Annotated in this window: 20 protein-coding genes and 1 pseudogene; 8 read left to right on the top strand and 13 right to left on the bottom strand. The window is 75.3% G+C overall.

The window, feature by feature from the left end; genetic code table 11:
- The first annotated feature begins 5 nt into the window (after window positions 1-5).
- Complete coding sequence (locus AB0L74_RS17385) at window positions 6-1,133, top strand: magnesium and cobalt transport protein CorA (protein WP_365652130.1); 1,128 nt, start codon at window positions 6-8, stop codon at window positions 1,131-1,133.
- A 58-nt stretch (window positions 1,134-1,191) separates the two neighbouring features.
- Here the strand turns inward: AB0L74_RS17385 and AB0L74_RS17390 are convergent, their stop codons facing one another.
- Both AB0L74_RS17390 and AB0L74_RS17395 read right to left on the bottom strand, forming a co-directional pair.
- Complete coding sequence (locus AB0L74_RS17390; protein ID WP_365652133.1) at window positions 1,192-1,824, bottom strand: uridine kinase; 633 nt, start codon at window positions 1,822-1,824, stop codon at window positions 1,192-1,194.
- A gap of 230 nt (window positions 1,825-2,054) precedes the next feature.
- Entirely contained in the window at window positions 2,055-2,513 is a 459-nt protein-coding gene (locus tag AB0L74_RS17395) for a carboxymuconolactone decarboxylase family protein (protein ID WP_365652136.1), read from the bottom strand.
- A 152-nt stretch (window positions 2,514-2,665) separates the two neighbouring features.
- On the opposite strand from AB0L74_RS17395, the gene AB0L74_RS17400 reads away from it, so the two are divergent.
- On the top strand, window positions 2,666-4,096 hold the full coding sequence (locus AB0L74_RS17400) for a PLP-dependent aminotransferase family protein (protein WP_365652139.1): 1,431 nt from the start codon (window positions 2,666-2,668) through the stop codon (window positions 4,094-4,096).
- 30 nt (window positions 4,097-4,126) lie between these two features.
- Here the strand turns inward: AB0L74_RS17400 and AB0L74_RS17405 are convergent.
- The 3 genes and pseudogenes from AB0L74_RS17405 to AB0L74_RS17415 form a co-directional block, all read right to left on the bottom strand.
- Window positions 4,127-4,309 (bottom strand): annotated as a pseudogene (locus AB0L74_RS17405) (SAM-dependent methyltransferase); the annotation flags it as partial.
- A gap of 148 nt (window positions 4,310-4,457) precedes the next feature.
- Window positions 4,458-4,733 carry a DUF397 domain-containing protein gene (locus tag AB0L74_RS17410; RefSeq protein WP_365652142.1) on the bottom strand — a complete coding sequence of 92 codons (276 nt, stop codon included), beginning with the start codon at window positions 4,731-4,733 and terminating at the stop codon, window positions 4,458-4,460.
- Window positions 4,734-5,594, bottom strand: a complete 861-nt coding sequence (locus tag AB0L74_RS17415) for a helix-turn-helix transcriptional regulator (RefSeq protein WP_365652145.1) — start codon at window positions 5,592-5,594, stop codon at window positions 4,734-4,736. It lies immediately after the preceding gene.
- 253 nt (window positions 5,595-5,847) lie between these two features.
- Here AB0L74_RS17415 and AB0L74_RS17420 point away from each other — a divergent pair, with 253 nt between their 5' ends.
- The 3 genes from AB0L74_RS17420 (at window position 5,848) to AB0L74_RS17430 (ending at window position 9,178) form a co-directional block, all read left to right on the top strand.
- Entirely contained in the window at window positions 5,848-6,579 is a 732-nt protein-coding gene (locus AB0L74_RS17420) for an ATP-binding protein (RefSeq protein WP_365652148.1), read from the top strand.
- Complete coding sequence (locus AB0L74_RS17425; protein ID WP_365652151.1) at window positions 6,570-7,016, top strand: hypothetical protein; 447 nt, start codon at window positions 6,570-6,572, stop codon at window positions 7,014-7,016. Before AB0L74_RS17420 ends, AB0L74_RS17425 begins: the two co-directional genes overlap by 10 nt.
- 296 nt (window positions 7,017-7,312) lie before the next feature.
- Window positions 7,313-9,178, top strand: a complete 1,866-nt coding sequence (locus AB0L74_RS17430) for an ABC transporter ATP-binding protein (RefSeq protein ID WP_365652197.1) — start codon at window positions 7,313-7,315, stop codon at window positions 9,176-9,178.
- Window positions 9,179-9,321: 143 nt separating this feature from the next.
- Here AB0L74_RS17430 and AB0L74_RS17435 read toward each other — a convergent pair whose 3' ends face one another.
- From AB0L74_RS17435 to AB0L74_RS17450, 4 genes are all read right to left on the bottom strand, one after another.
- Window positions 9,322-9,507, bottom strand: a complete 186-nt coding sequence (locus AB0L74_RS17435; RefSeq protein ID WP_365652154.1) for a hypothetical protein — start codon at window positions 9,505-9,507, stop codon at window positions 9,322-9,324.
- Between the two features lie 261 nt (window positions 9,508-9,768).
- Entirely contained in the window at window positions 9,769-11,151 is a 1,383-nt protein-coding gene (locus tag AB0L74_RS17440) for an amidohydrolase (RefSeq protein WP_365652157.1), read from the bottom strand.
- A gap of 68 nt (window positions 11,152-11,219) precedes the next feature.
- The gene (locus tag AB0L74_RS17445; RefSeq protein ID WP_365652160.1) at window positions 11,220-13,076 is read right to left on the bottom strand and encodes an FUSC family protein; all 1,857 of its coding nucleotides are present in this window, start codon (window positions 13,074-13,076) and stop codon (window positions 11,220-11,222) included.
- Between the two features lie 218 nt (window positions 13,077-13,294).
- Window positions 13,295-14,104 (bottom strand): nucleotidyltransferase domain-containing protein, encoded by an 810-nt coding sequence (locus AB0L74_RS17450; protein WP_365652162.1) that lies wholly within the window; start codon window positions 14,102-14,104, stop codon window positions 13,295-13,297.
- A gap of 612 nt (window positions 14,105-14,716) precedes the next feature.
- Here AB0L74_RS17450 and AB0L74_RS17455 point away from each other — a divergent pair.
- The gene (locus tag AB0L74_RS17455) at window positions 14,717-15,130 is read left to right on the top strand and encodes a RidA family protein (RefSeq protein ID WP_365652165.1); all 414 of its coding nucleotides are present in this window, start codon (window positions 14,717-14,719) and stop codon (window positions 15,128-15,130) included.
- Window positions 15,131-15,170: 40 nt separating this feature from the next.
- On the opposite strand, the gene AB0L74_RS17460 is transcribed toward AB0L74_RS17455, so the two are convergent.
- Window positions 15,171-15,902: a uracil-DNA glycosylase gene (locus AB0L74_RS17460; protein WP_365652167.1), complete on the bottom strand. Its 732-nt coding sequence runs from the start codon at window positions 15,900-15,902 to the stop codon at window positions 15,171-15,173.
- A gap of 114 nt (window positions 15,903-16,016) precedes the next feature.
- On the opposite strand from AB0L74_RS17460, the gene AB0L74_RS17465 reads away from it, so the two are divergent.
- A complete protein-coding gene (locus AB0L74_RS17465) occupies window positions 16,017-16,712 on the top strand; it encodes an RNA-binding S4 domain-containing protein (RefSeq protein WP_365652169.1) in 696 nt (231 codons plus the stop codon).
- A gap of 217 nt (window positions 16,713-16,929) precedes the next feature.
- On the opposite strand, the gene AB0L74_RS17470 is transcribed toward AB0L74_RS17465, so the two are convergent.
- Window positions 16,930-17,832: an acyltransferase domain-containing protein gene (locus AB0L74_RS17470; RefSeq protein ID WP_365652172.1), complete on the bottom strand. Its 903-nt coding sequence runs from the start codon at window positions 17,830-17,832 to the stop codon at window positions 16,930-16,932.
- Between the two features lie 102 nt (window positions 17,833-17,934).
- On the opposite strand from AB0L74_RS17470, the gene AB0L74_RS17475 reads away from it, so the two are divergent.
- Entirely contained in the window at window positions 17,935-18,198 is a 264-nt protein-coding gene (locus tag AB0L74_RS17475) for a DUF6343 family protein (RefSeq protein WP_365652175.1), read from the top strand.
- 29 nt (window positions 18,199-18,227) lie between these two features.
- On the opposite strand, the gene AB0L74_RS17480 is transcribed toward AB0L74_RS17475, so the two are convergent.
- Entirely contained in the window at window positions 18,228-18,608 is a 381-nt protein-coding gene (locus AB0L74_RS17480) for a tetratricopeptide repeat protein (protein WP_365652178.1), read from the bottom strand.
- Window positions 18,609-18,657: 49 nt separating this feature from the next.
- Window positions 18,658-19,287 carry a dephospho-CoA kinase gene (gene coaE / locus AB0L74_RS17485; protein ID WP_365652181.1) on the bottom strand — a complete coding sequence of 210 codons (630 nt, stop codon included), beginning with the start codon at window positions 19,285-19,287 and terminating at the stop codon, window positions 18,658-18,660.
- Window positions 19,288-19,432 lie beyond the last annotated feature (145 nt).

The raw sequence follows: 19,432 nt of genomic DNA on the forward strand, positions 1-19,432 counted from the left end.
TCCAGATGTCCATGGCAGGGAACCTGCGGAAGGTCACCAGGCTCGGCCGGGCCGGCGGCCTCCGCAAGGTGGCGCGGCTGACCCGGCGGCGCCCACGCGTCGACCTGAGCCACCCCGCCCGGTCTCCGCTGGGGTCCTCGGTGGTGAACTGCGTGACCTACCGCGACGGTGTCCGCACCCCCGGGGGCGGCGACCTCGTCGACGCCGTCGAGCGGGTCCGCAAGCACGGTGACGGCTTCGTCTGGCTGGGGCTGCACGAGCCGACGGACCAGGAGTTCGCCGGCATCGCCGAGTTGTTCGACCTGCACCCGCTGGCGGTCGAGGACGCCATCGAGGCCCACCAGCGGCCGAAGCTGGAGCGGTACGGCGAGACGCTCTTCGCCGTCTTCAAGACGGTCTGCTACGTCGAGCACGAGCAGCTGACGGCCAGCAGCGAGATCGTGAACACCGGCGAGATCATGGTGTTCGCCGGCCGGGACTTCGTGGTGACGGTCCGGCACGGGCGGCACGGCTCGCTGGGTCCGCTGCGCGAGGATCTGGAGTCGGAGCCCCGGCAGCTCGCCAAGGGGCCCTCGGCCGTGCTGCACGCGGTCGCGGACCACGTGGTCGACGACTTCCTGACCGTCATCGACGCCGTGCAGGAAGACATCGACGAGGTGGAGACGGAGGTCTTCGCGGAGCACGGCGCGCGGGCCGACCCGGGGCGGATCTACCAGCTCAAGCGCGAACTCATCGAGCTGAAGCGGGCGGTGGTGCCGCTCGGACGGCCGCTGGAGGAGCTCGCCTCCCGGCCGAGCCGGGTGGTCGACCCGGAGATACAGGCCTACTTCCGCGACGTGTCCGACCACCTGCTGCGGGCCGTGGAGCAGATCGCCTCCTTCGACGAACTGCTGAACTCCATCCTCCAGGCCCATCTCGCCCAGGTCACGGTCGCCCAGAACGAGGACATGCGGAAGATCACGGCCTGGGCCGCGATCGTCGCCGTGCCGACCATGGTCTGCGGTATGTACGGCATGAACTTCGACCACATGCCGGAGCTTGGCTGGCGGTACGGCTACGCCATGGTCATCGGCGTCATATCCCTGGCCTGCCTGGCCCTGTACCGCGGATTCCGGCGCAACGGCTGGCTGTGACGGCGGCGGGCACGGGGCGCCGCGGCCGGGGCGGCGCGAGCCCGGCGCGGGCGGTGCGTCAGCCGCTCCACGCCGGGTGACGCGGGTCGTCGGCGCGTATCAGGACGTCGGCGGTGGCGGCGGGGTCGGTCTCCCGCTCGTACCGCTCGAAGGCGGGCAGGGTCCACTGCTCGGTGCCGGGGGTCCGGCGGCGCAGCGCGCCCGGGGACAACAGGATGTGGACGCTCAGATCGAGGGGGAACCAGTGGCGCAACAGGAAGGGGCCGTGGAGCAGCAGGGGGCTGCCGGGCGGGAGGGAGACGTAGGGGCTGCGTGTGGCGCGGTCGGCGACGGGGTCCCACAGGTCGGGCAGGACGCGTCCGTCGCCGCCGGGGTCGAGGGGGCCGAAGACCTCCCGCCACAGCGCGCCCGTGTCGTACCAGCCGCCGTAGTAGGACTCGACGTCCTGGCGGCCGTGCTCCAGACGGACCGACGCGGGACGCAGGAAGCCGTCGGTGCCGACGACGAGGCAAGCGCGTCCGCGCAGGCGCAGGGCCTCGCAGACGCGGGCGGCGAGGTCGCCCGGGCGGGCGGCGGGGGCTCCGTCGATGGCGACGCGCGGCCACGCACCGCCGTCGGCCGGCCGCAGGTCGAGCAGGCGCTCGGCGAGCAGATCGCCGAGCCGGTCCCAGGTGATCGCTTCCAGTCGCACAGGGCCCATGATGCTCCGGCCGCCGACCGGCCGTGGCCCGGGGCCGGCCCGGGGGCCCTCATGGCGCGGCCGCGCAGGTCACCGGACCATCGGGCGATGGCGCGGCCGCGGGCCGCTGCCTGCCGGGCGGGAGCACGCGGCTGCCATCGGCCGATCGGTCCGTACGACCGGCCGATGCCGGTCTGAGACGGCGCACCCCCAGCGCACCCCCGGGGGACGTCGACCCCGGCTCAGCGCCGCTCGTCCGTGCCCGCGACCTTGGCGGTCGACAGGGCCACCCGGTTCCAGGTGTTGATCGCGAAGATCAGGGCGAGTACGTGTGCCAGTTCCCGCTCGTCGAAGTGGGCGGCGGCGCGGGCGTAGACGTCGTCGGACACTGCGCCGCCGGCGACCAGGGTCACCGCCTCCGTCAGCGCGAGGGCCGCCCGCTCCCGCTCACTGAAGAAGTGACGGGCCTCGCGCCACACGGCGACCATGTGCAGCCGGTCCTCGCTCTCGCCGGCCCTGCGGGCGTCGGCGGTGTGCATGTGCAGGCAGTAGGCGCAGTGGTTGAGGTGCGAGGCGCGGATCTGGATCAGCTCCACCAGGGCCGGGTCGAGGGCCTCACGGGCGGCGGCGTCGAAACCGATCAGGGCGCGGAAGACCTTGGGCGCGGACTTCGCGAAGTCCAGCCGGTTCCGGCCGGTCACCGCCGCGGCCACCCCGGCGGGTGCGTCCCCCGGCTCACCAGCCGGCCCGCCCCCGGTGCCGGGAGAGGCCGGAGTTCGTTGAAGAACGGTCGTGTTCGTCGTCATGTCCCCCAACCTACGGACCGCAGAGACCGGCTATAGGGTGCATTTCCGTGGCGGAATCGTGGGTCAATCACGCGGAGCGGATCGGTGCCGACCTGCATCTGGAGCTGTCCGGTCCGGGCGGGCGGCGGGCCGCTCTCATCCGTGCGCTGCGCGAGGCCGTGCGCGGCGGCCGGCTCGCTCCCGGCACCCGGCTGCCGCCGTACCGCTCGCTCGCCGCGGACCTCGGCGTGGCCCGCAACACGGTGGCCGACGCGTACGCGGAACTGGTCGCCGAGGGATGGCTGACCGCCCGTCAGGGCTCGGGCACCCGGGTGGCGGAACGGACCCTGCCGCTCCAGGCCGCCGCCCACGGCTCCGCACCAGCCTCGCCGCGCGCGCGTCGCCCACGGCACGATCTGCGGCAGGGCACACCGGATGTGTCGGCGTTCCCGCGCGCGGCCTGGCTCGCCTCCTACCGGCGGGCCCTTCAGAAGGCGCCCAACGAGGTGTTCGGCCCCGGCGATCCGGCCGGGCGCAGGGAACTGCGGGAAGCGCTGACGGAGTATCTGGCGCGCACGCGCGGGGTGCGCGCCGAGCCGGGACGGATCGTGATCTGCTCCGGGTTCGCGCACGCGCTGCGCCTGCTGTCCGGGCAGGACGGCGCCGGGGGCGGCGGGGTGCTGCGCGGCCCGCTGGCCGTGGAGGGGTACGGCCTGGGCTTCCACCGGCGGCTGCTGAGGGCCGCCGGTGTCCGGACGGTCCCCCTGCCGCTCGACGACCACGGGGCGCTCGTCGGCCGGCTGGGGCGCGAGCGGTCCGTGCTGCTGACGCCCGCACATCAGTTCCCGACCGGCGGGCCGCTGCACCCGGAGCGCCGCGCCGCCGTGGTCGACTGGGCACGCGCGCGCGGCGGTCTGGTCCTGGAGGACGACTACGACGGCGAGTTCCGTTACGACCGCAAGCCCGTCGGCGCCCTCCAGGGGCTCGATCCCGAGCGGGTGATCCACCTCGGGTCGGTCAGCAAGACCCTGTCGCCCGCGCTGCGGCTGGGCTGGATGGTGCTGCCGGAGGGGTACGTCGGCGGCGTGCTCGCGGCCAAGGGCGAGCGAGAGGCGTGGGCGAGCGTCCTCGATCAGCTGGCTCTGGCCGACCTCGTCGTCTCCGGGGCGTACGACCGTCATGTACGGCGGATGCGGCAGCGTTACCGCGAACGCCGAAACCGCCTGGTCGGGGCACTCGCCGCGCGGGCGCCGCACATCGGGGTCACGGGCATCGCGGCCGGGCTGCACGCGGTGCTGCGGTTGCCTCCCGGCACCGAGCGCGCCACCCTGGAGGCCGCCGCCCGGCAGGGCGTCGCGGTGGACGGGCTGGCGGACTTCCGGCACCCGGAGACGGACATGCCGTCCCGCGACGGACTCGTCGTGGGCTACGCGACACCCTCCGATCACGCGTACCAGGCCGCGCTGGACGCCCTGTGCGCGGTGCTTCCGCCGCCGTGAGACGGGCGGGGGCCGGCCGGCGTGCGGCGCCGCGCGGTGCGGGAAGGCGCGGTCGGCCCGGCCTGTCACCGGAACACTCGGGTCAAGGGCGGGCATCCGCCGGCCCCATGCCCCGTCGAGCGGGTAGCCGTCCCTGCCGCCGGGGTACCAGTCGTACATCCGCGCGGGGTGGGGTCTGCTCGTGTCGGTCTCGACGGGATGCCGCCCTGTCACGGCCAACTCCGCGGAGGTGAGGGGTCGCGGCGGAGGTGGCCGGCGACGAGGCGCGGGGCCGGACGGAACGCCGGGCCGGATGTGGTGCCGGGCCTCTGGCTGAACGTCGGGATTACGTCAGGATTAGCAACAAGCCGCTGAACGCGGGTCAGGACAGCAGGAAGTCCGCCACCCCCGCCTTGGCCCCCTGGATGAAGGCCGTCATCTCGTCGGAGGTGTATATCAGGGCCGGCCCGTCGGGGTCGGTGGACTGGCGCAGGGCGACCCGGCCGTCGGCCAGCTTCATCGCCTCCAGGCAGTTGCCGCCGTTGCCGCCGCTCCACGGCTTGTGCCAGCCCTCGCTGCCCAGTTCACGGGCAGGCATGCCGTTGTAGATCCGCTCGTTGCGGGTCCGCGGCGCGGGCTGGGTCACGATGCTTTCCATTCACAGCTCCTTGCGGAGATCCCGGAGGATCTCCTTCGTGCGTTGTGCCGTGGCGGCCAGAGCCGCCATGCGGTCCATGACCTCCAGGTGGGCCGCCACCTCGGTGCGCGCGTCCAGATAGACGGCGCCGGTCAGGTACTCGCTGTAGACCATGTCCGGGAGTTCGGGCATGGCGAACCGGAACAGCACGAAGGGCCCGAACGTGCCGGGGTGCGGCCCGTTCGCGAACGGGGCGACCTGCAAGGTCACGTGGGGCAGCTTCGTGGCTTCCAGCAGCTTGTCGATCTGGTCCCGCATCACCTCGGGCCCGCCGACCGGACGGCGCAGCGCGGTCTCGTCCATCAGGAACCACAGCCGGGGCGCGTCCTCGCGCGTGAGCAGTTTCTGGCGCTGCATGCGCAGGGCGACATGGCGCTCGATGTCGTCGGGCCGGGTCTGGCCGATGGCGCCCGACGTCAGCACCCCGCGCGCGTACTCCTCCGTCTGGAGCAGGCCGGGGACGAAGTGGGGGTCGTAGCTGCGGATGAGGCTCGCCGCGCCCTCCAGGCTGACGTACATGGAGAACCAGCCGGGGAGGATGTCGTGGAACCGCTGCCACCACCCGGGCTTGTTGGCCTCCTCGGCCAGTTCGACGAACGCCTCGGCCTCCTCGTCGGAGACGCCGTACGCCTTCAGCAGCAGCTGAAGGTACGGGATCTTGAGGGCGACCTCGGCCGTCTCCATACGGCGGACCGTGGCGGGAGCGACGCGGAGGATGCGCGCGGCCTCCTCACGCTTCAGCCCGGCGCGTTCCCGCAGGTCCAGCAGGCGCCGGCCGAGGATGACCTGGCCGACCGTCGGCGCGGACCGCGGCTCGCTCACGCTCCACCTCCACCAAGAGTCCTGTACGGGCGACGGGCATGACGGGCCGGCCGCAGCGGTGCACCGAGAGTCTGCCCACAGCCCGGCGGCGCCATTCGAAAGCGATTTCGAAGACCCGGCCGGGCCTCCGGCGATCCGAAGTGGCGCCGCTCGACGTGCTGTTGCGAGCAGTGTGCCACGCCCGTCAACGCCGTCACACTGCACTCTGCAATTTTCAGAGTGACACTTGCCAAGTGTTCCGGGCAGGGCGATAGTGGCAAGCGTGATTCCGTCCGCGCGTTTAGGAACAGACGCCACCGGGGCTCCCGCCGGACTCGGTGCCGCTTCGGGAGCCGGGCCCGCCAAGGCCGTCTCCGAGCGCCGGTTCCGCTTCGAACTGGCCGCGCATCCGGGCTCGCCCGCACAGGCCAGACGGCTGACGCGGGCTCGGCTGACCGGCTGGTCGGTGTGCGAGGACACCTGCGACACGGCGGCCCTGGTCGTCTCCGAGCTGGTCACCAACGCGATCGTGCACACCGCCGGCCGCCGCGTCGTGTGCGAACTGCACGACGGCGAGGGCCTGGTGCGCATAGCCGTACGTGACGAGGGATGCGCCGCCGGCCGGCCCGAGGCCGCCCGGCGGCGGCCGGAGGAGGAACACGGCCGGGGGCTGCTGCTCGTCGATGCCCTGTCGCACGCCTGGGGCGCCCACGAGCACGGCCCGGGGCTGCTGGTCTGGGCCGAGCTGCCGCGCCAGGCCGACGCCCCGCGCCAGCCGTCCGAACCCCGTGGCGACCTGGGCTGGGGCACCCGTCCCAAGCCGGGCACGTCCGGCGGCCAGGGCGACGCGGACGACGCCGGCGGGTCCGGCGCGTCCGACGAATCCGGTGACCCCGCCGCGTCCGACGGGTCCGGTGACTCCGGTGGGCCTGCCGGGTCCCGTGCGGCGCGAACGGGGCACGGGGAGAACCAAACGCACCACGAATCGAGGGCCGCATGGCTGTGAAGCCGTCGTCCGGCACCCGTGTGCTCGGACTGGACACGCTGGTCCGCCTCCAGCGCGGGCTGCATGCTCCGGGCACCGGTGGGCCCCGCCGGCTTCCCGTGCCGGACGGCATGACGGCGCCGCTGGGATGCGACGCGGTCGCCGTCCCCGCCCGCTTCGGGCCCTTGGTGATGCCCCGGCTGCCCCGCGTGGGGTGCGTCTACGCCGATCAGGCGCACTGGTGGTGGATCGTCCCGTCCGACTCCGACTACGCCCTGGACTGGCCCGCCCCCGCCCACTACGCCACCGGAGCGGTCATCCCCGACACCCCCCGCCCGCCCGGCCTCATCCACCGCCCGGACGGCACCGTCCCCTACACCCCGCCCATCCCGCTCTATCTGGCGCTGTGCCGGCTGACCGGGACGACTCCCGTCTGGTCGCGGCCCGTGAGCGCGTAGGCGCCTCGGCCGCGCCCGGCCCGGCTCCCGGCTCCGGCCCCGCCGCCCAGCGTTCCCCGCCCACGGCCCGTGCGCCCCAGCCCCGGGTGCCGCCCGGCGGGGCCGTGCCGCCCGGTGTGCGCCCGCGTGCCCCGGCTTCCCGCCCCACGCGCCCTGCCCCGGCCGGGCCGGCGCCGCGATAGTGGCCGTTCGTCCACGAACGGGGGAGGTCGGCGGTGCGGAAGAGACGCGGCACGGACACGGCCGGGGTGTCCGAGTCGGAGCGGCTGCTGTTCGGCGGTCCGCTGCGCTACGACATGGGCTGGAACCAGCACGCGGACGCGTTCCTGGAGCTGGGCTTCCGGGCCATGATCGTCCGGCTGCCCGCCCTGCTCGGGGCCAGCCTCCGGCTCGCCCGGCAGGCCGACCGGCGCGCCGCGCGGACGGTGCTGTCCGTGGAGGCGGGCCGGGGCGCGGCCCAGGCGGTGAGCCTGCTGGCGGTCAACAGCGTGCTGGGCCGGCTGATGGCGGACGGCCCGATCGACGAACGGCTGCGCGGTGCCGCCCCCGCGCTGGCCACCGTCGCCGCCGTGACGGCGGTGGCGGCCCTGCTGCGGGCGGTCAGCACGTACGCCACCGGGCGGCTGGAGCCCAAGGTGGAGCGCGTGGCCACCGAGCAGTATCTGGAGCGGGCCGCCAACGTCGAGCTGGCCGCCATCGAGGACCACGCCTTCCACAAACTGCTGGACACCGCCCAGTACGGCGCCGCCTCCGCCCGCCGCATGATCATGTACGGCACGCGCGTGGTGAACGCGATGATCTCGCTGGTCGCGGCGGCCGGAGTGCTGACCGTGCTGCACCCGGTCCTGCTGCCGCTGCTGATGACGATGACCCTGCCGAGCGCGTGGAGCGCGCTGACCGTCGCCCGCCGCCGGTACGAGTCCTTCCACGCCTGGGTGCAGCACGCGCGCGCGGGACGGCTGCTCGGCAACCTGCTCATCGAGCCGGAGGCGGCGCCGGAGATCCGTGTCCACGGGGTCGGCGGTTTCCTGCTGCGGCACTTCCGCGCCATGTCGGAGACGGCGGAGGCGGAACAGGCGCGGCTGGCCCGGCTCGCCGCGCGCACCGGCCTGATCGCGGCGGGCTGGACGGGGCTGGCGACGGTGGCGACGTACGCCACGCTCGGCGGGCTGCTGCTGGGCGGCGCGATGGCGCTGTCGGTGGCGGGCACGGCGGTGATCGCGATCCGTACCGGCTCGCAGAGCCTGGAGACCCTCGTCGTGGAGGTCAACGCACTGCACGAGGAGGCCCTTTTCGTCGGTGACCTGGAGCGGCTGTACACCGAGGCGGCCGGGTGGGCCGTCCCGGCCGGCGGCGCGGCGCTGCCCGAGAACCCGCGCGAGATCCGCTTCGAGAACGTCACCTTCCGCTATCCCGGTGACGCGGCGCGCCCCGCCCTCGACGACGTCACGCTGGCCCTGCCGCTGGGCCGGATCATCGCGCTCGTCGGGGAGAACGGCTCGGGCAAGACGACCCTGGTGAAGCTGCTCGCCGGGCTGTACACCCCGGACCGGGGCCGGATCCTGTGGGACGGCGTGGACGCGGCGACCGCGGACCGGCAGGCGCTCGCCGAGCGGATCGCGATGGTGGCGCAGGACTTCAAACGGTGGCCGTTCACCGCCCGGGTGAACGTCGCCGTGGGCCGCACCTCGGTGCCGGTGGACGACGCGCGGGTGGCCGGCGCGGTCGCCGAGGCCGGGGCCGAGGACGTCGTCGCGGATCTTCCGCGCGGGCTGGACACCCTGCTGGCCCGCAACTTCAGCGGCGGCCACCAGTTGTCGGGCGGCCAGTGGCAGCGCCTCGGGATCGCCCGCGCCGCCTACCGGCGGGGCCGCATCCTCATCGTGGACGAGCCGACGGCGGCCCTGGACGCCCGGGCGGAACTGGAGGTCTTCGACAAGATCCGCGCCCTGGCGGACAGCGGCCAGACGGTCGTCCTGATCACTCACCGGCTGGCGTCCGTGCGCCACGCGGACCTGGTGCACGTCCTCGACCAGGGCCGGCTGGTGGAGTCCGGCACCCCCGAGGAGCTGCTGGCCGCGGGCGGCGTCTACGCGGAGTTGTACTCCCTCCAGGCGGAGCAGTTCCAGAGGACTCCCGTGCCCGCTCCGGAGGCGGACTGACGGGGCGGGCGGGCCGTCCGGCGCGGCGGAGCGGCCCCCGCCGGAGACCGGGCGCCCGGGGAGTGGCGTCGTACGGCCCGAGCGCGCACCGCCCGCGTCGGTTCGCCTGCCGCGCGGCCGCCGCCGTACGGCCCGGGCGGGCCTCAGGCGGCGGCGTCGCCGGCGGTGTCGCCGCTGCGCACGATCACCAGGAACATGTCCGTCGCGAGATCCATGACGACCTCGGCGGGCAGGCCCTCCAGACGCCGCGCATGGGCGAACTCCTCCGCCGGCCAGGACCCTCGCGGGCCGCCGGCGGGGAAGCGTTCGAGCACCGTTCGCCCGTTCACCCTGCACCTCCAGGTAGCGCTGTACTCGTAGAGTTAAACGCCAACCATGGGGCATACGCCTCGGGCAGTGACGGTACTGAGACGTAGTTGACACCGGTTCACCGCGACGAGTGAGGAAAGTGTCGGCCTGTCGGCCCCCCCTCTCTCACTCTCCGCGTCACTCCTCGTACGCCTCGTGACGCGTGATCCGCTCGCGTCCCGCGGCCGCGCCGGGAGCCGTCGCGCGCGCCCCTCCTCTCAGGTGTCGTAGCGCTGGACGCGTCAGGTGTCGTAGCGCTGGACGCGCCGGCCGTGGCCGCGGTCCACGAGGGCGGGCAGCCGCTCCCCCAGCTCCCTCACCACGGCCGGCACGTCCAGGGTGAGCAGCTCCCCATCACGCATCAGGACCCGCCCGTCGACGATGGTGGTGCGGACGTCGGAGGACCGGGCGCTGTGCACCAGGGTGGCGGCGAGATCGTGGACGGGCTGGGTGTGCGGGCCGGTGAGGTCGACCAGGACGATGTCGGCCCGCCGCCCCGCCGCGATGCCGCCCACCGCCTGCTCCAGCCCGAGCGCGCGGGCGCTTTGCAGCGTGGCGTGGTGCAGGGCCTGGCGGGCGGTCAGCCACCGGGGGTCGCCTTCGGCGGACTTCTGCACCAGGGCGGTGAGGGCCATCGACTCCCACACGTCGAGGGAGTTGTTGGAGGCCGCGCCGTCCGTGGCCAGCCCGACCGGGATGCCGAGGTCGCGCAGGGCACGCACGGGTGTGGTGGTGGGCCAGGCGAACTTGAGGTAGCCGCGGGGCGCGGTGGCGACGGCCGTACGGCCCTCCGCGCGGGCGAGCACCGGAAGGTCGCGTTCGACGATGCCGGTGCCGTGCGCGATGAGCACGTCGGTGCCGAGGATCCCGGTGCGTTCCAGGACCTCGACGGGGGTGACGCCGGTCCGGGCGAGGCTGGCGTCGGTCTGGGCCCGGTTCTCGGCGGCGTGCAGGTGCACGGGCAGGCCGTGGGCGCGGGCGAGGCCGGCGGTGGCGGCGAGGCCGGCGTCGTCCACGGTGTAGGGCGCGTGCGGGGCGAGGGCGGTGGTGATGCGCCCGCCGGCGCCTCCCCGGTGGCGCAGGGCGAACTCCAGGGACTCCTCCCGGCCCCGGTCGCCCTGCGAGGAGAAGAAGACCTGGCCCAGGTGGGCCCGCAGCCCGCACTCGGCGACGACGGCGGCGACCGTGTCCATCGCGAAGTAGTGGTCGGCGAAGCAGGTCACGCCGCCGCGGATCATCTCCGCGCAGGCGAGCCGGGCGCCCAGTTCGACGTCCCGTGCGGTCAGGTTGGACTCCACGGGCCAGACGACGTCGTTGAACCACTCTTCGGTGGGCAGGTCCTCGGCGAGTCCGCGCAGGGCGGCCATCGGCGCGTGCGTATGGCAGTTGATCAGCCCCGGCATGGCGACCTGACCGCGCGCGTCGATCCGCTCGCGGGCCGGCATAGCCTCGGCGGCGGCGGCCGAGGTCACGGAGTCGATCACTCCGCCGCGTACGACGACGGCGGCGTCCTCCCGGAAGACGATCCGCTCCCGGTCATCGTGGAGGAGGACGGTGCAGCCGGTGACGACGAGGTCGGCGGACCCGGCGGACCCGGCGGGCGGCGGTGCGGCGGAAGGCGTCATCCCGCCAACGTACGGCGCCGGGGCGGGCCCCGCCTCCAGGTCCGCGGAGCCGCCCGGTCCGCGGAGAGCTACCCGGCGAGGGGGAGCTCCGGCAGCCGCAGTGCCAGGCGTTCGCGCCGCTGCTCGACCTCGTCCCGCAGGTCGGCGAGACGCCGGGTGTGCCGGGGGGTGAGCCGGCCGGTGTCGTCGAGGTGCACGGCGCAGGCGGTGGTGGTGTCGACGAGCCGTTCGAGGGTGGCGGCGAGCTCGTCGGCGCCCTCGGTGTGCCGGGCGAGCGCGGGCAGCTCGGCGGAGGCCAGGGCGATGGCGCCGCGGGCCTCGGCGAGGGTGCGGTAGGCCTCGCGGCGCAGCCGCCAGCGGGTGACGCGGTCACCGGAGCCGCCGAGCACGTGGGCGAGGTACGCCTGGGCGGCGCCGCCCGCCGCCGCGAGCCGGTCGCGCACGCCTCCGCCGCGCTGCCCCGGCACCGGCAGATGGCCGACGATCAGCACGATCGCGCAGGCCAGCAGGGTCTCGCCGATGCGGCTGAGGGATGCCTGCGGTTCCCCGCCGGCCATGACCAGGGCGAGGACGAGCACGGTGACCACGGCGGTCTGGGCGGCGAAGTGCCGGGCGGCGATGGGGATGAGGGCGCCGCTGACGGCCACGAGCGCGACCAGCCCGGCGGGCCGGGGCAGCAGGGCGGCGCACCCGGCGAAGACCAGGGCGCCGAGCAGGGTGCCGGCCACCCGGCACAGCACGCGGGAGACGAGCGGCCCGAGGTCGGGCTTGACGAGGAAGACGGCGGTGGCGGGCAGCCAGTACCAGTGCGGGTGGTGCCCGTACCAGTGGGTGTGGTGCAGGGCCTGGGCGACCGCGGCACCGGCGCCGAAGCACAGCCCGGCGCGCAGCCCGTACTCCCGCCCGCCCGGGCCGAACACGGCCGGCAGCAGGTCCCGGACCGTGCGCCCGCGCGAGTGCAGGGCGGCTCCCTCGCCGCGGTCGAACGCCTCGGCGGCGTGCAGCAGCGCGTCGTCCAGGGCGCGCAGCCCGGGCGCCGTCCGGTGCGGCGCGGGCAGCGGTCCGGTGTGGGTGGTGCCGCGGACGGCGGCGGCGAGCCGCCGGGGCCCCTCCCCCGCCCGCCCCGGGACCGCCTCGCCGGCCCACGCGAGCGCGGTCGCGGCCTCGGCGAGGGGCAGCGCGGCGGCGTACTGGGCGTGCAGCCGCCGCTCGGCCGCGGACGAGGCGTACCGCCGCAGCCGGGGCCCGGCGAGCGCGTCCTGTGCCTGGTCGAGGGCGGCGGTGAGCGCGGCGCGGCGCGGGGTGGCGTCGGGACCGCCGACGGCGTCGAGGAGCGCGGCCACGGCGTCGTAGACCTCGGCGACGGCGGCCCGCTCCCCGTCGAACCGGAAGCCGCCCGCGCGGGAACGGGGGCCCGGCAGGGCCAGCCGCAGGGCGAGCAGCCAGCCCGCCCCCGCGAGGAAGATCAGTGACCGCTGCCAGCCGGGCTCGGGCAACGGCATCCCGGCCCCCACCGCGGCGGCGACCAGCACCTGGGTGCCGGACGCGGAGGCCACGGGCCCGACGGCGCTGATGCCGCCGGCCGCGCAGCCGAGGCCGGTGAGCACCAGCGTCAGCGCGAGGGCGCCCAGCTGCTGCCCGGCGTATGTGCCGGCCAGCAGCCCGAACGCTCCGGCGAGCGCGGGCACCGCGATCCGCTTGACGGAGCACCGCCGGCCGCCCGGCCGGTCGTTGATCCCGGCCAGCATGGCGCCGACGGCCGCGACGACGCCGGCGGAGGCGTGCCCCGCCAGGACGGCGGCGAGCAGCAGGGGCCCGGCGGCCAGCGCGCCCCGGACGACCGCGCTCCAGGGGACCGGCCCGCGCTGGGCTCGCAGGGCATGGGCGAGCCAGGGCGGAAGCGCGAGGGCGGCGGGACGGGACACATGGCTCCTGTCGACAGGTCGAGGGCGAGGGTGAGCCTTCGGGCGACGGTGGCCGGGCTGTGGGTGAGGGTGTCCAGGGTAGAGGGTCTTCGTGGAAGGGAGGAAACGGGCGTATTTCGGGCGTGTGTCGCCAGGGTGCGGACGGGGCGGCGCGCGAACGAGATACCGAAGGGAGGAATGGGGCGTTGGAGACGGCGCCGGCGGCCGGGGCCGGTCGCCTACGCGGCGGGCGGCCGGGCCCGGTCCACGGCTCGGCCGAACAGGGCCTCCGCCTCGGCGACCACCCGGCCCAGCGCCTCGGGATCGGGACGCAGCCCTCCCAGCAGCGTGTCGGCCTCGCCCAGCCCGGCCTGCTCCACCATCCCCTTCTCGTTGGTGACCCACTCCCCCCGCGCCGCGAGCACCGCGTGGGCCGTCTGGGCGGCGGCGAGCGCGATGCCGCCGGCGACCTGTGTGAGGGCTCCCTTGGGGGCGTGGCCGGCCTTGGCGTAGGCGAGGGTGGCGGCGGCCATGCCGTACCAGCGTTCGGAAGCGGTCCGGCGCAGCGGCTCCGGGTAGGACGGACGGGGCAGGGACCCCCGCAGCACCTTGTTGATCGCGAGTTCCGCGACGACGATGTAGGTGGGGATGCCGGCCAGGTGGAACATCAGCGGTTCGATGCCGAACCGCCCGGCCTCCGCCTCGGCCAGCCGGTGCTCGACGTCGTCGAGGTCCCGGTAGTGGACGTCCGCCCGCCGCCCGTCGATCGTCAGCCAGGCGCCTCCGTTGAAGACGCCGCCGCCCCAGCCGCCGATCTCGCCGACCTCGCCCTCCCAGCCGACGGCCCGGAGGTCGGCGGGGTCGAAGGCGCCTCGGTAGTAGATCGCCAGGTCCCAGTCGCTGCCGGGGCGGTGGGTCCCCCGGGCCCGGGAGCCTCCGAGGGCCACGGCCCGGACGCCGGGGAGGGCGGCGAGGCGGTCGGCGGTGGCGTCGAGGAAGGCCGCGTCCGTGGGACGGGTGGCGTCGGCGGGGTTCTTGGGGGAGGACACTGCGGCAGATCCTTCCGGGTCGGAGTTGCGGTGACCTGGGCAGCGTAGACGGGCCCGCGGTGGCGTCACGAGGGGTTATCCGGGGCCCCGGCCTCCGCGTTCGGGCCTGGCAGGCGTGGGCGGCGCCCCGGCACCCGGGGGAAGGCCGGGCGCCGGCCGGCGGGGGCCGGGCGTCCACCGGGCGTCGGCCGGGCGATTGTCAGTGGCGCGCGTTATCAAGGAATGGTCACGCAGTGTTACGACGGGGGGCAGTGATGACGGAGCGGCGGCGTACGCACATCTCGGCGCGGGCTTGCGGGCCCGGGGCTGGACGCCCGGGATGGTGCGGCGGTTTCTCGGCGAGCCCGATCTTCTCCGTCCCCACCCGTCGGTCCGGCCGGCTCCGCCGCTGCGCCTGTACGCCGTCGAGCGGGTCGAGGCCGCCGAGCGCGGTGCGGCGTTCCGTGCCGTGTCGGCGGCCGCGGCCCGCCGCTCCGCCCGGGCGTGGACGGCCGCGCGGCGCGGACGGCGCGAGCCCCCGGGGCGACGGACGACGGGGGAAAAGTCGGTTGGCGCCGTGGGCGGCACGGCGGACGATCGAGACGTCGTTCACCGCCGCCCCGAGGAGTTCCCGTGATCCAGCGCGTCACCGTCCCCGGTCTCTTCCCGCCCCCTGCCTACTCCCACGCCTCCGTCGTCGAGGCCGGGACGAAGCTCGCCTTCCTGGCCGGATCGGTACCGCTCGACTCCGGCGGGAGGCTGGTCGGCGAGGGCGATCCGGTCCGGCAGGCGGAGCAGGTGATCGCCAACCTCGGCGCGCAGCTGCGGGCCGTCGGCAGTGACCCGGCGCATGTGGTGAGAACGGAGGTGTACGTCGTGAGCGGTGACCCCGCGGCCCTGTCCGCCGTCTGGGAGGTGGTGAGGGCGTCCGGGCTGAGCGCCGGTCCGCACTCCTCTACGCTGATCGGAGTGGCCTGCCTGGGATATCCGGGGCAGCTGGTGGAGATCACGGCCACGGCCGTCGTACCGCAGGGCGCCCGCTCGTGAGACGCCCGGGGGCACCGTAGCGCCGGCGCGGCGGGACCGGTCAGCTCCTTTCGGGGGCCGGCCGGGCTCCGGGCGGCCGGGGCGGCAGGCCCGCCGCGTCGGCCGCCGTGCGCAGGACCTCCCGCAGCATCGCGGGCGTGAGCCTCCCGGTGAACGTGTTGCGCTGGCTGACGTGGAAGCACCCGAAGAGGTCGAGCCCGTCGAGGCGGACCCGGGTGCCGTGGCCGAAGGCCGGCCTCGGTCTGGGCACGCTCCAGCCGGCCGCGGCGAACGCGGGCAGCGCGGCCTGCCAGCCGAAGGCGCCGAGCACGACCACGGCGCGCAGGGCCGGCCGCAGCAGTTCCAGCTCCCGCACCAGCCACGGACGGCAGGTGTCCCGCTCCTCAGGGGTGGGCTTGTTCGCCGGCGGGGCGCAGTGCACCGGCGAGGTGACGCGCACGCCGTACAGTTCCAGGCCGTCGTCGGCGGTGACGGCGGTGGGCCGCGAGGCGAGGCCCACGTCGTACAGCGCCTCGTACAGCACGTCACCGGAGCGGTCGCCGGTGAACATCCGGCCGGTGCGGTTCCCGCCGTGCGCGGCCGGGGCGAGCCCGACGATCAGCAGCCGGGCGTCGGGCGGACCGAAACCCGGGACCGGCCGGCCCCAGTACGTCCAGTCGGCGAAGGCGGCGCGCTTGGTGCGCGCCACCTCCTCCCGCCAGGCGACCAGCCGCGGGCAGGCGCGGCATCCCGCGATCCGTTCGTCGAGTACGGCGAGGCCGCTGGTGTCCATGCGTCCACCGTAAGACCCCGCCCGGGCGGTCCCCAGGCCGCCCCGTCCGCGCGGGGCGTACCGCCCGGCGCACGGCGAGCCCGGGGGAAGGGCCGGGCGGCTAAGGTCGAGGGCATGGCTTCCGAGCGTGACGAGGACAAGTACGGCGGGACGCGCGGCTCGCGAACCTCCGCCGCGGCACAGGCCGATGAGGGGACCGGGGCCACAGGCAGGACCGGGGGCGACGGCGGTCCGGAGACCGGTCGCGGGGCCGGGACCGGTGGCCCCGCCCGGCCGGGCCCCGGGGGCGGGGCGGGCGACGGCGCCGGGGGCGGTGAGGAGCCCAAAGCCGCCACCGCCGGCGGAACCGACGCGTCCGGCGCCGACGCGAAGGTCGCCGCCGCGATCGCCGCCGCCGAGGCGGCCGGACCGAAGAACGGCGAGAACGTCCGCGTCGACAGCTGGATCTGGGCCGTGCGCCTGGTCAAGACCCGCTCGAGCGGCGCCGCCGCCTGCCGGGGCGGGCATGTGCGCGTCAACGGGGAGCGGGTGAAGCCGGCGTACTCCGTGCGCGTCGGCGACGAGGTCCGCGTACGGCAGGAGGGCCGGGAGCGGGTCGTCGTCGTCACACGGCTGATCCGCAAGCGGGTGGGCGCCCCGGTGGCCGCCCAGTGCTACATCGACAACTCTCCGCCGCCACCGCCGCGCGAGGCCGTCGCCCCGGCGGGTATCCGCGACCGCGGCGCGGGCCGCCCGACCAAGCGGGAACGCCGTGAGCTGGAACGCCTGCGGGGCCTGCGGGGCCCGGGAGGCCGCCCCGAAGGACGCTGAACGGTCCCGTGCTCCCCTGCGGCCTGGGCGCCGGTGGCGCTCACCGGCGCCCAGGCGGCCCGGCCCGCACACACCGCCCCCGGGGGGCACGGGGACGCCTCCGCGCAAGCGCCCGGGCATCTCGGCGGACTCCTCCACGGCCGTGACCGCGCAGCCGTGCTCCAGCGGCAAGGGCGGGCGCCGGCCGCCACCGCGCCGGCGGAGGCGGCCCGGGGGCTCAGAGCGGGAACCACCCGTGGCCGGGGTACCAGTGCCCGCCGGCCCGCAGATGGTCTCCGACCGCGCGCTCCACCGCCGTCCGGCGCGGCAGGCTCTCCACCGGCAGGTCCGGGTCCCCGAACACGAACCGCACGGGCGCGGTGTCGTCCGGCTCGGCGTCCCCGTGGGCCAAGCGGAAGCGCCGCTGGAAGCGGACGATGTTGGACTCGGGGCTCAGATACCCGGTCAGCTGCGGGTCGAGCAGCCAGGAGTGGCACATCGCCGTGCGGTACGGCTCCTCGGGGAAGTGCCGGGCGAAGAACTCCCGGGCGGCCGTGAGGGAGCGGTCACAGGCGGCCGGCGTGAGAGGACCGCGGTAGCCGGGGATGTGCAGGTTCAGGCAGGGCGTGCCGGGCGCCGCGTCCAGCCCGGCCGCCGCGAGCACCGCTGCCGTGCGCGTCGAGAGGCGTGTCCGCTCGTACTGAAGCCGCCCCAGCTGGAACAGTTCGCCCCGGAAGTGGCGGACCAGCCACGGCGCGTCCTGCACCCCTCCCCTACCGTGCCGCCTGCGGTGGATCGCCATGCACCGCCCCAGGTCGGCGAGGGTCCGCCGGGTGACCTCGGGCGGTATGCCGCGCCCGCGGTGGTACGCACGCGTGTGCGGCAGCGCGGCGACGAACACGTACGCGGGGAAGTAGGCGCCGAGCGCCCGGGGTGCCTCGGTGACGAGCTCGCCGAGCCGTGCCGGTCCGCCCACCTCCCCCAGGTCGCGCAGCAGTTCCGCGACGGATTCCTCCAGCAGCCGCATCGCTCCGGCGTCCCGCGTGAGCGTCCGGCACGAGCCGGCCAGGACGTCGACGTCCTCGTGCGGCACCGCCAGGTCGAGCAGGATCTCGGGCAACTCGTCGGCGTCCGGCAGCACGGACCGCCTCCCCTCGTGGTCTTCGCGGCTGTCGGCGAGCTCGCGCTCCCCTGGAGAACGTCCCGGACGAGGAGTACGTTTCCTCAGGAGTGGTGAGAGCCGATGCGTACGGGCAGTGAGCCGGTGACCGCGCGCAGTGCGCTGCGGGCGCGTCTCTGGCTGTGCGCGTGGGGCGTGGCCTGGACGGTCTTCGGCACGGTCGTGTTCGTCCTCGTCGGACGCCCCGGCTGGGCGGCGGCCTGCGGGGCGCTGTGGCTGATCGTCATGACCGACCTGCTGCTCGTCGTCCGGCGCATCCGCCAGGGACCGCACTACCAGCCGGGCCGGGGCGTCCCGCCGTACCGCCCGCCGGACGCCCCTCCGTAGCCCGAGCGGGCTCCGGGCGTCCGCCACGCTCACGCATCGAAGTCCGCCCGTCGCAGGTACTGCGGGTTGGGGTCCAGGGCGGCCGCCAGGCGGAAATGGCGTCTGGCCTGGTCCGGCCGCCCCTGGCGTTCGTAGGTGCGGGCGAGGGCGAAGTGCGCGAACGCGTTGTCCGGCTCGCGCTCCAGAACGACGGTGAACTCAAGCTCCGCGGGCCGCAGTTGCGCCGCCGCGAAGAAGGCACGCGCGCGCAGCAGCCGCGCCGCGGTGTTCTCGGGATGCTCGGCGATGACCTTGTCGAGCAGCTTCACCGCGCCCCGCGGATCCCGTGCCCCGAGGAGTTGCTCGGCGGCACGGAAGTCGATGACGTGCGTCTCCGGAGTACCTCCGGTGGATCCACTGGTCTCGGGCACGGCACAGTCCTTCCCTCGCTGGGAGGGTTCAACGCCCGTACGGGCGCGGCTATTCCTGAGGCGGCCGGGGCGGACGGGCGGACGCGCGCGCCCTGCGGGTCAGCTCGGCCCACACGTCCTTCACCCGGCGCCGCAGCTCCTCCAGCGGTACGTCGTTGTCGATGACGATGTCCGCGATCTCCCGGCGCTGCTCCCGGCCGGCCTGGGCGGCCATGCGCGCGCGTGCGTCCCGCTCGCTCATGCCGCGCAGGCGCACCAGCCGGTCGAGCTGGGTGGCGGGGTCGGCGTCGACCACGACCACGACGTCGTACAGCGGGGCCAGGCCGTTCTCCGTGAGGAGGGGGACGTCGTGGACGACGACGGCGTCCTCGGCGGCGGCCGCCTCCAGTTCGCGGGAACGGGCGCCGACCAGGGGGTGCACGATCGAGTTGAGCACGGCCAGCTTCTCGGGGTCGGCGAAGACCAGGGAGCCGAGCCGCGGCCGGTCCAGGCTGCCGTCCTCGGCGAGCACGTCCGCGCCGAAGGCCGCCACGACCGCGTCGAGCCCGGGCGTGCCGGGCTCGACGACCTCGCGCGCGATGCGGTCCGCGTCGATCAGCACGGCCCCGCACTCGACGAGCAGCCGCGACACCTCGCTCTTGCCGGCGCCGATCCCGCCGGTCAGGCCCACGGACAGCATGGCCGCGCCTCCACCCTCACCGCCCCCGCGCACGCGGGGGGATCGTGCCGTCTTCGATACCGGTGGCCGGTCTCACCTGATCGCCCCGGCCGGGGCGCAACGGCCCGGTGGTGTTCATGGAACCCCCTATCCGGGTGGATCCGCA

It is taken from the genome of Streptomyces sp. NPDC052020 (assembly GCF_040680575.1).
GTDB lineage: Bacteria > Actinomycetota > Actinomycetes > Streptomycetales > Streptomycetaceae > Streptomyces.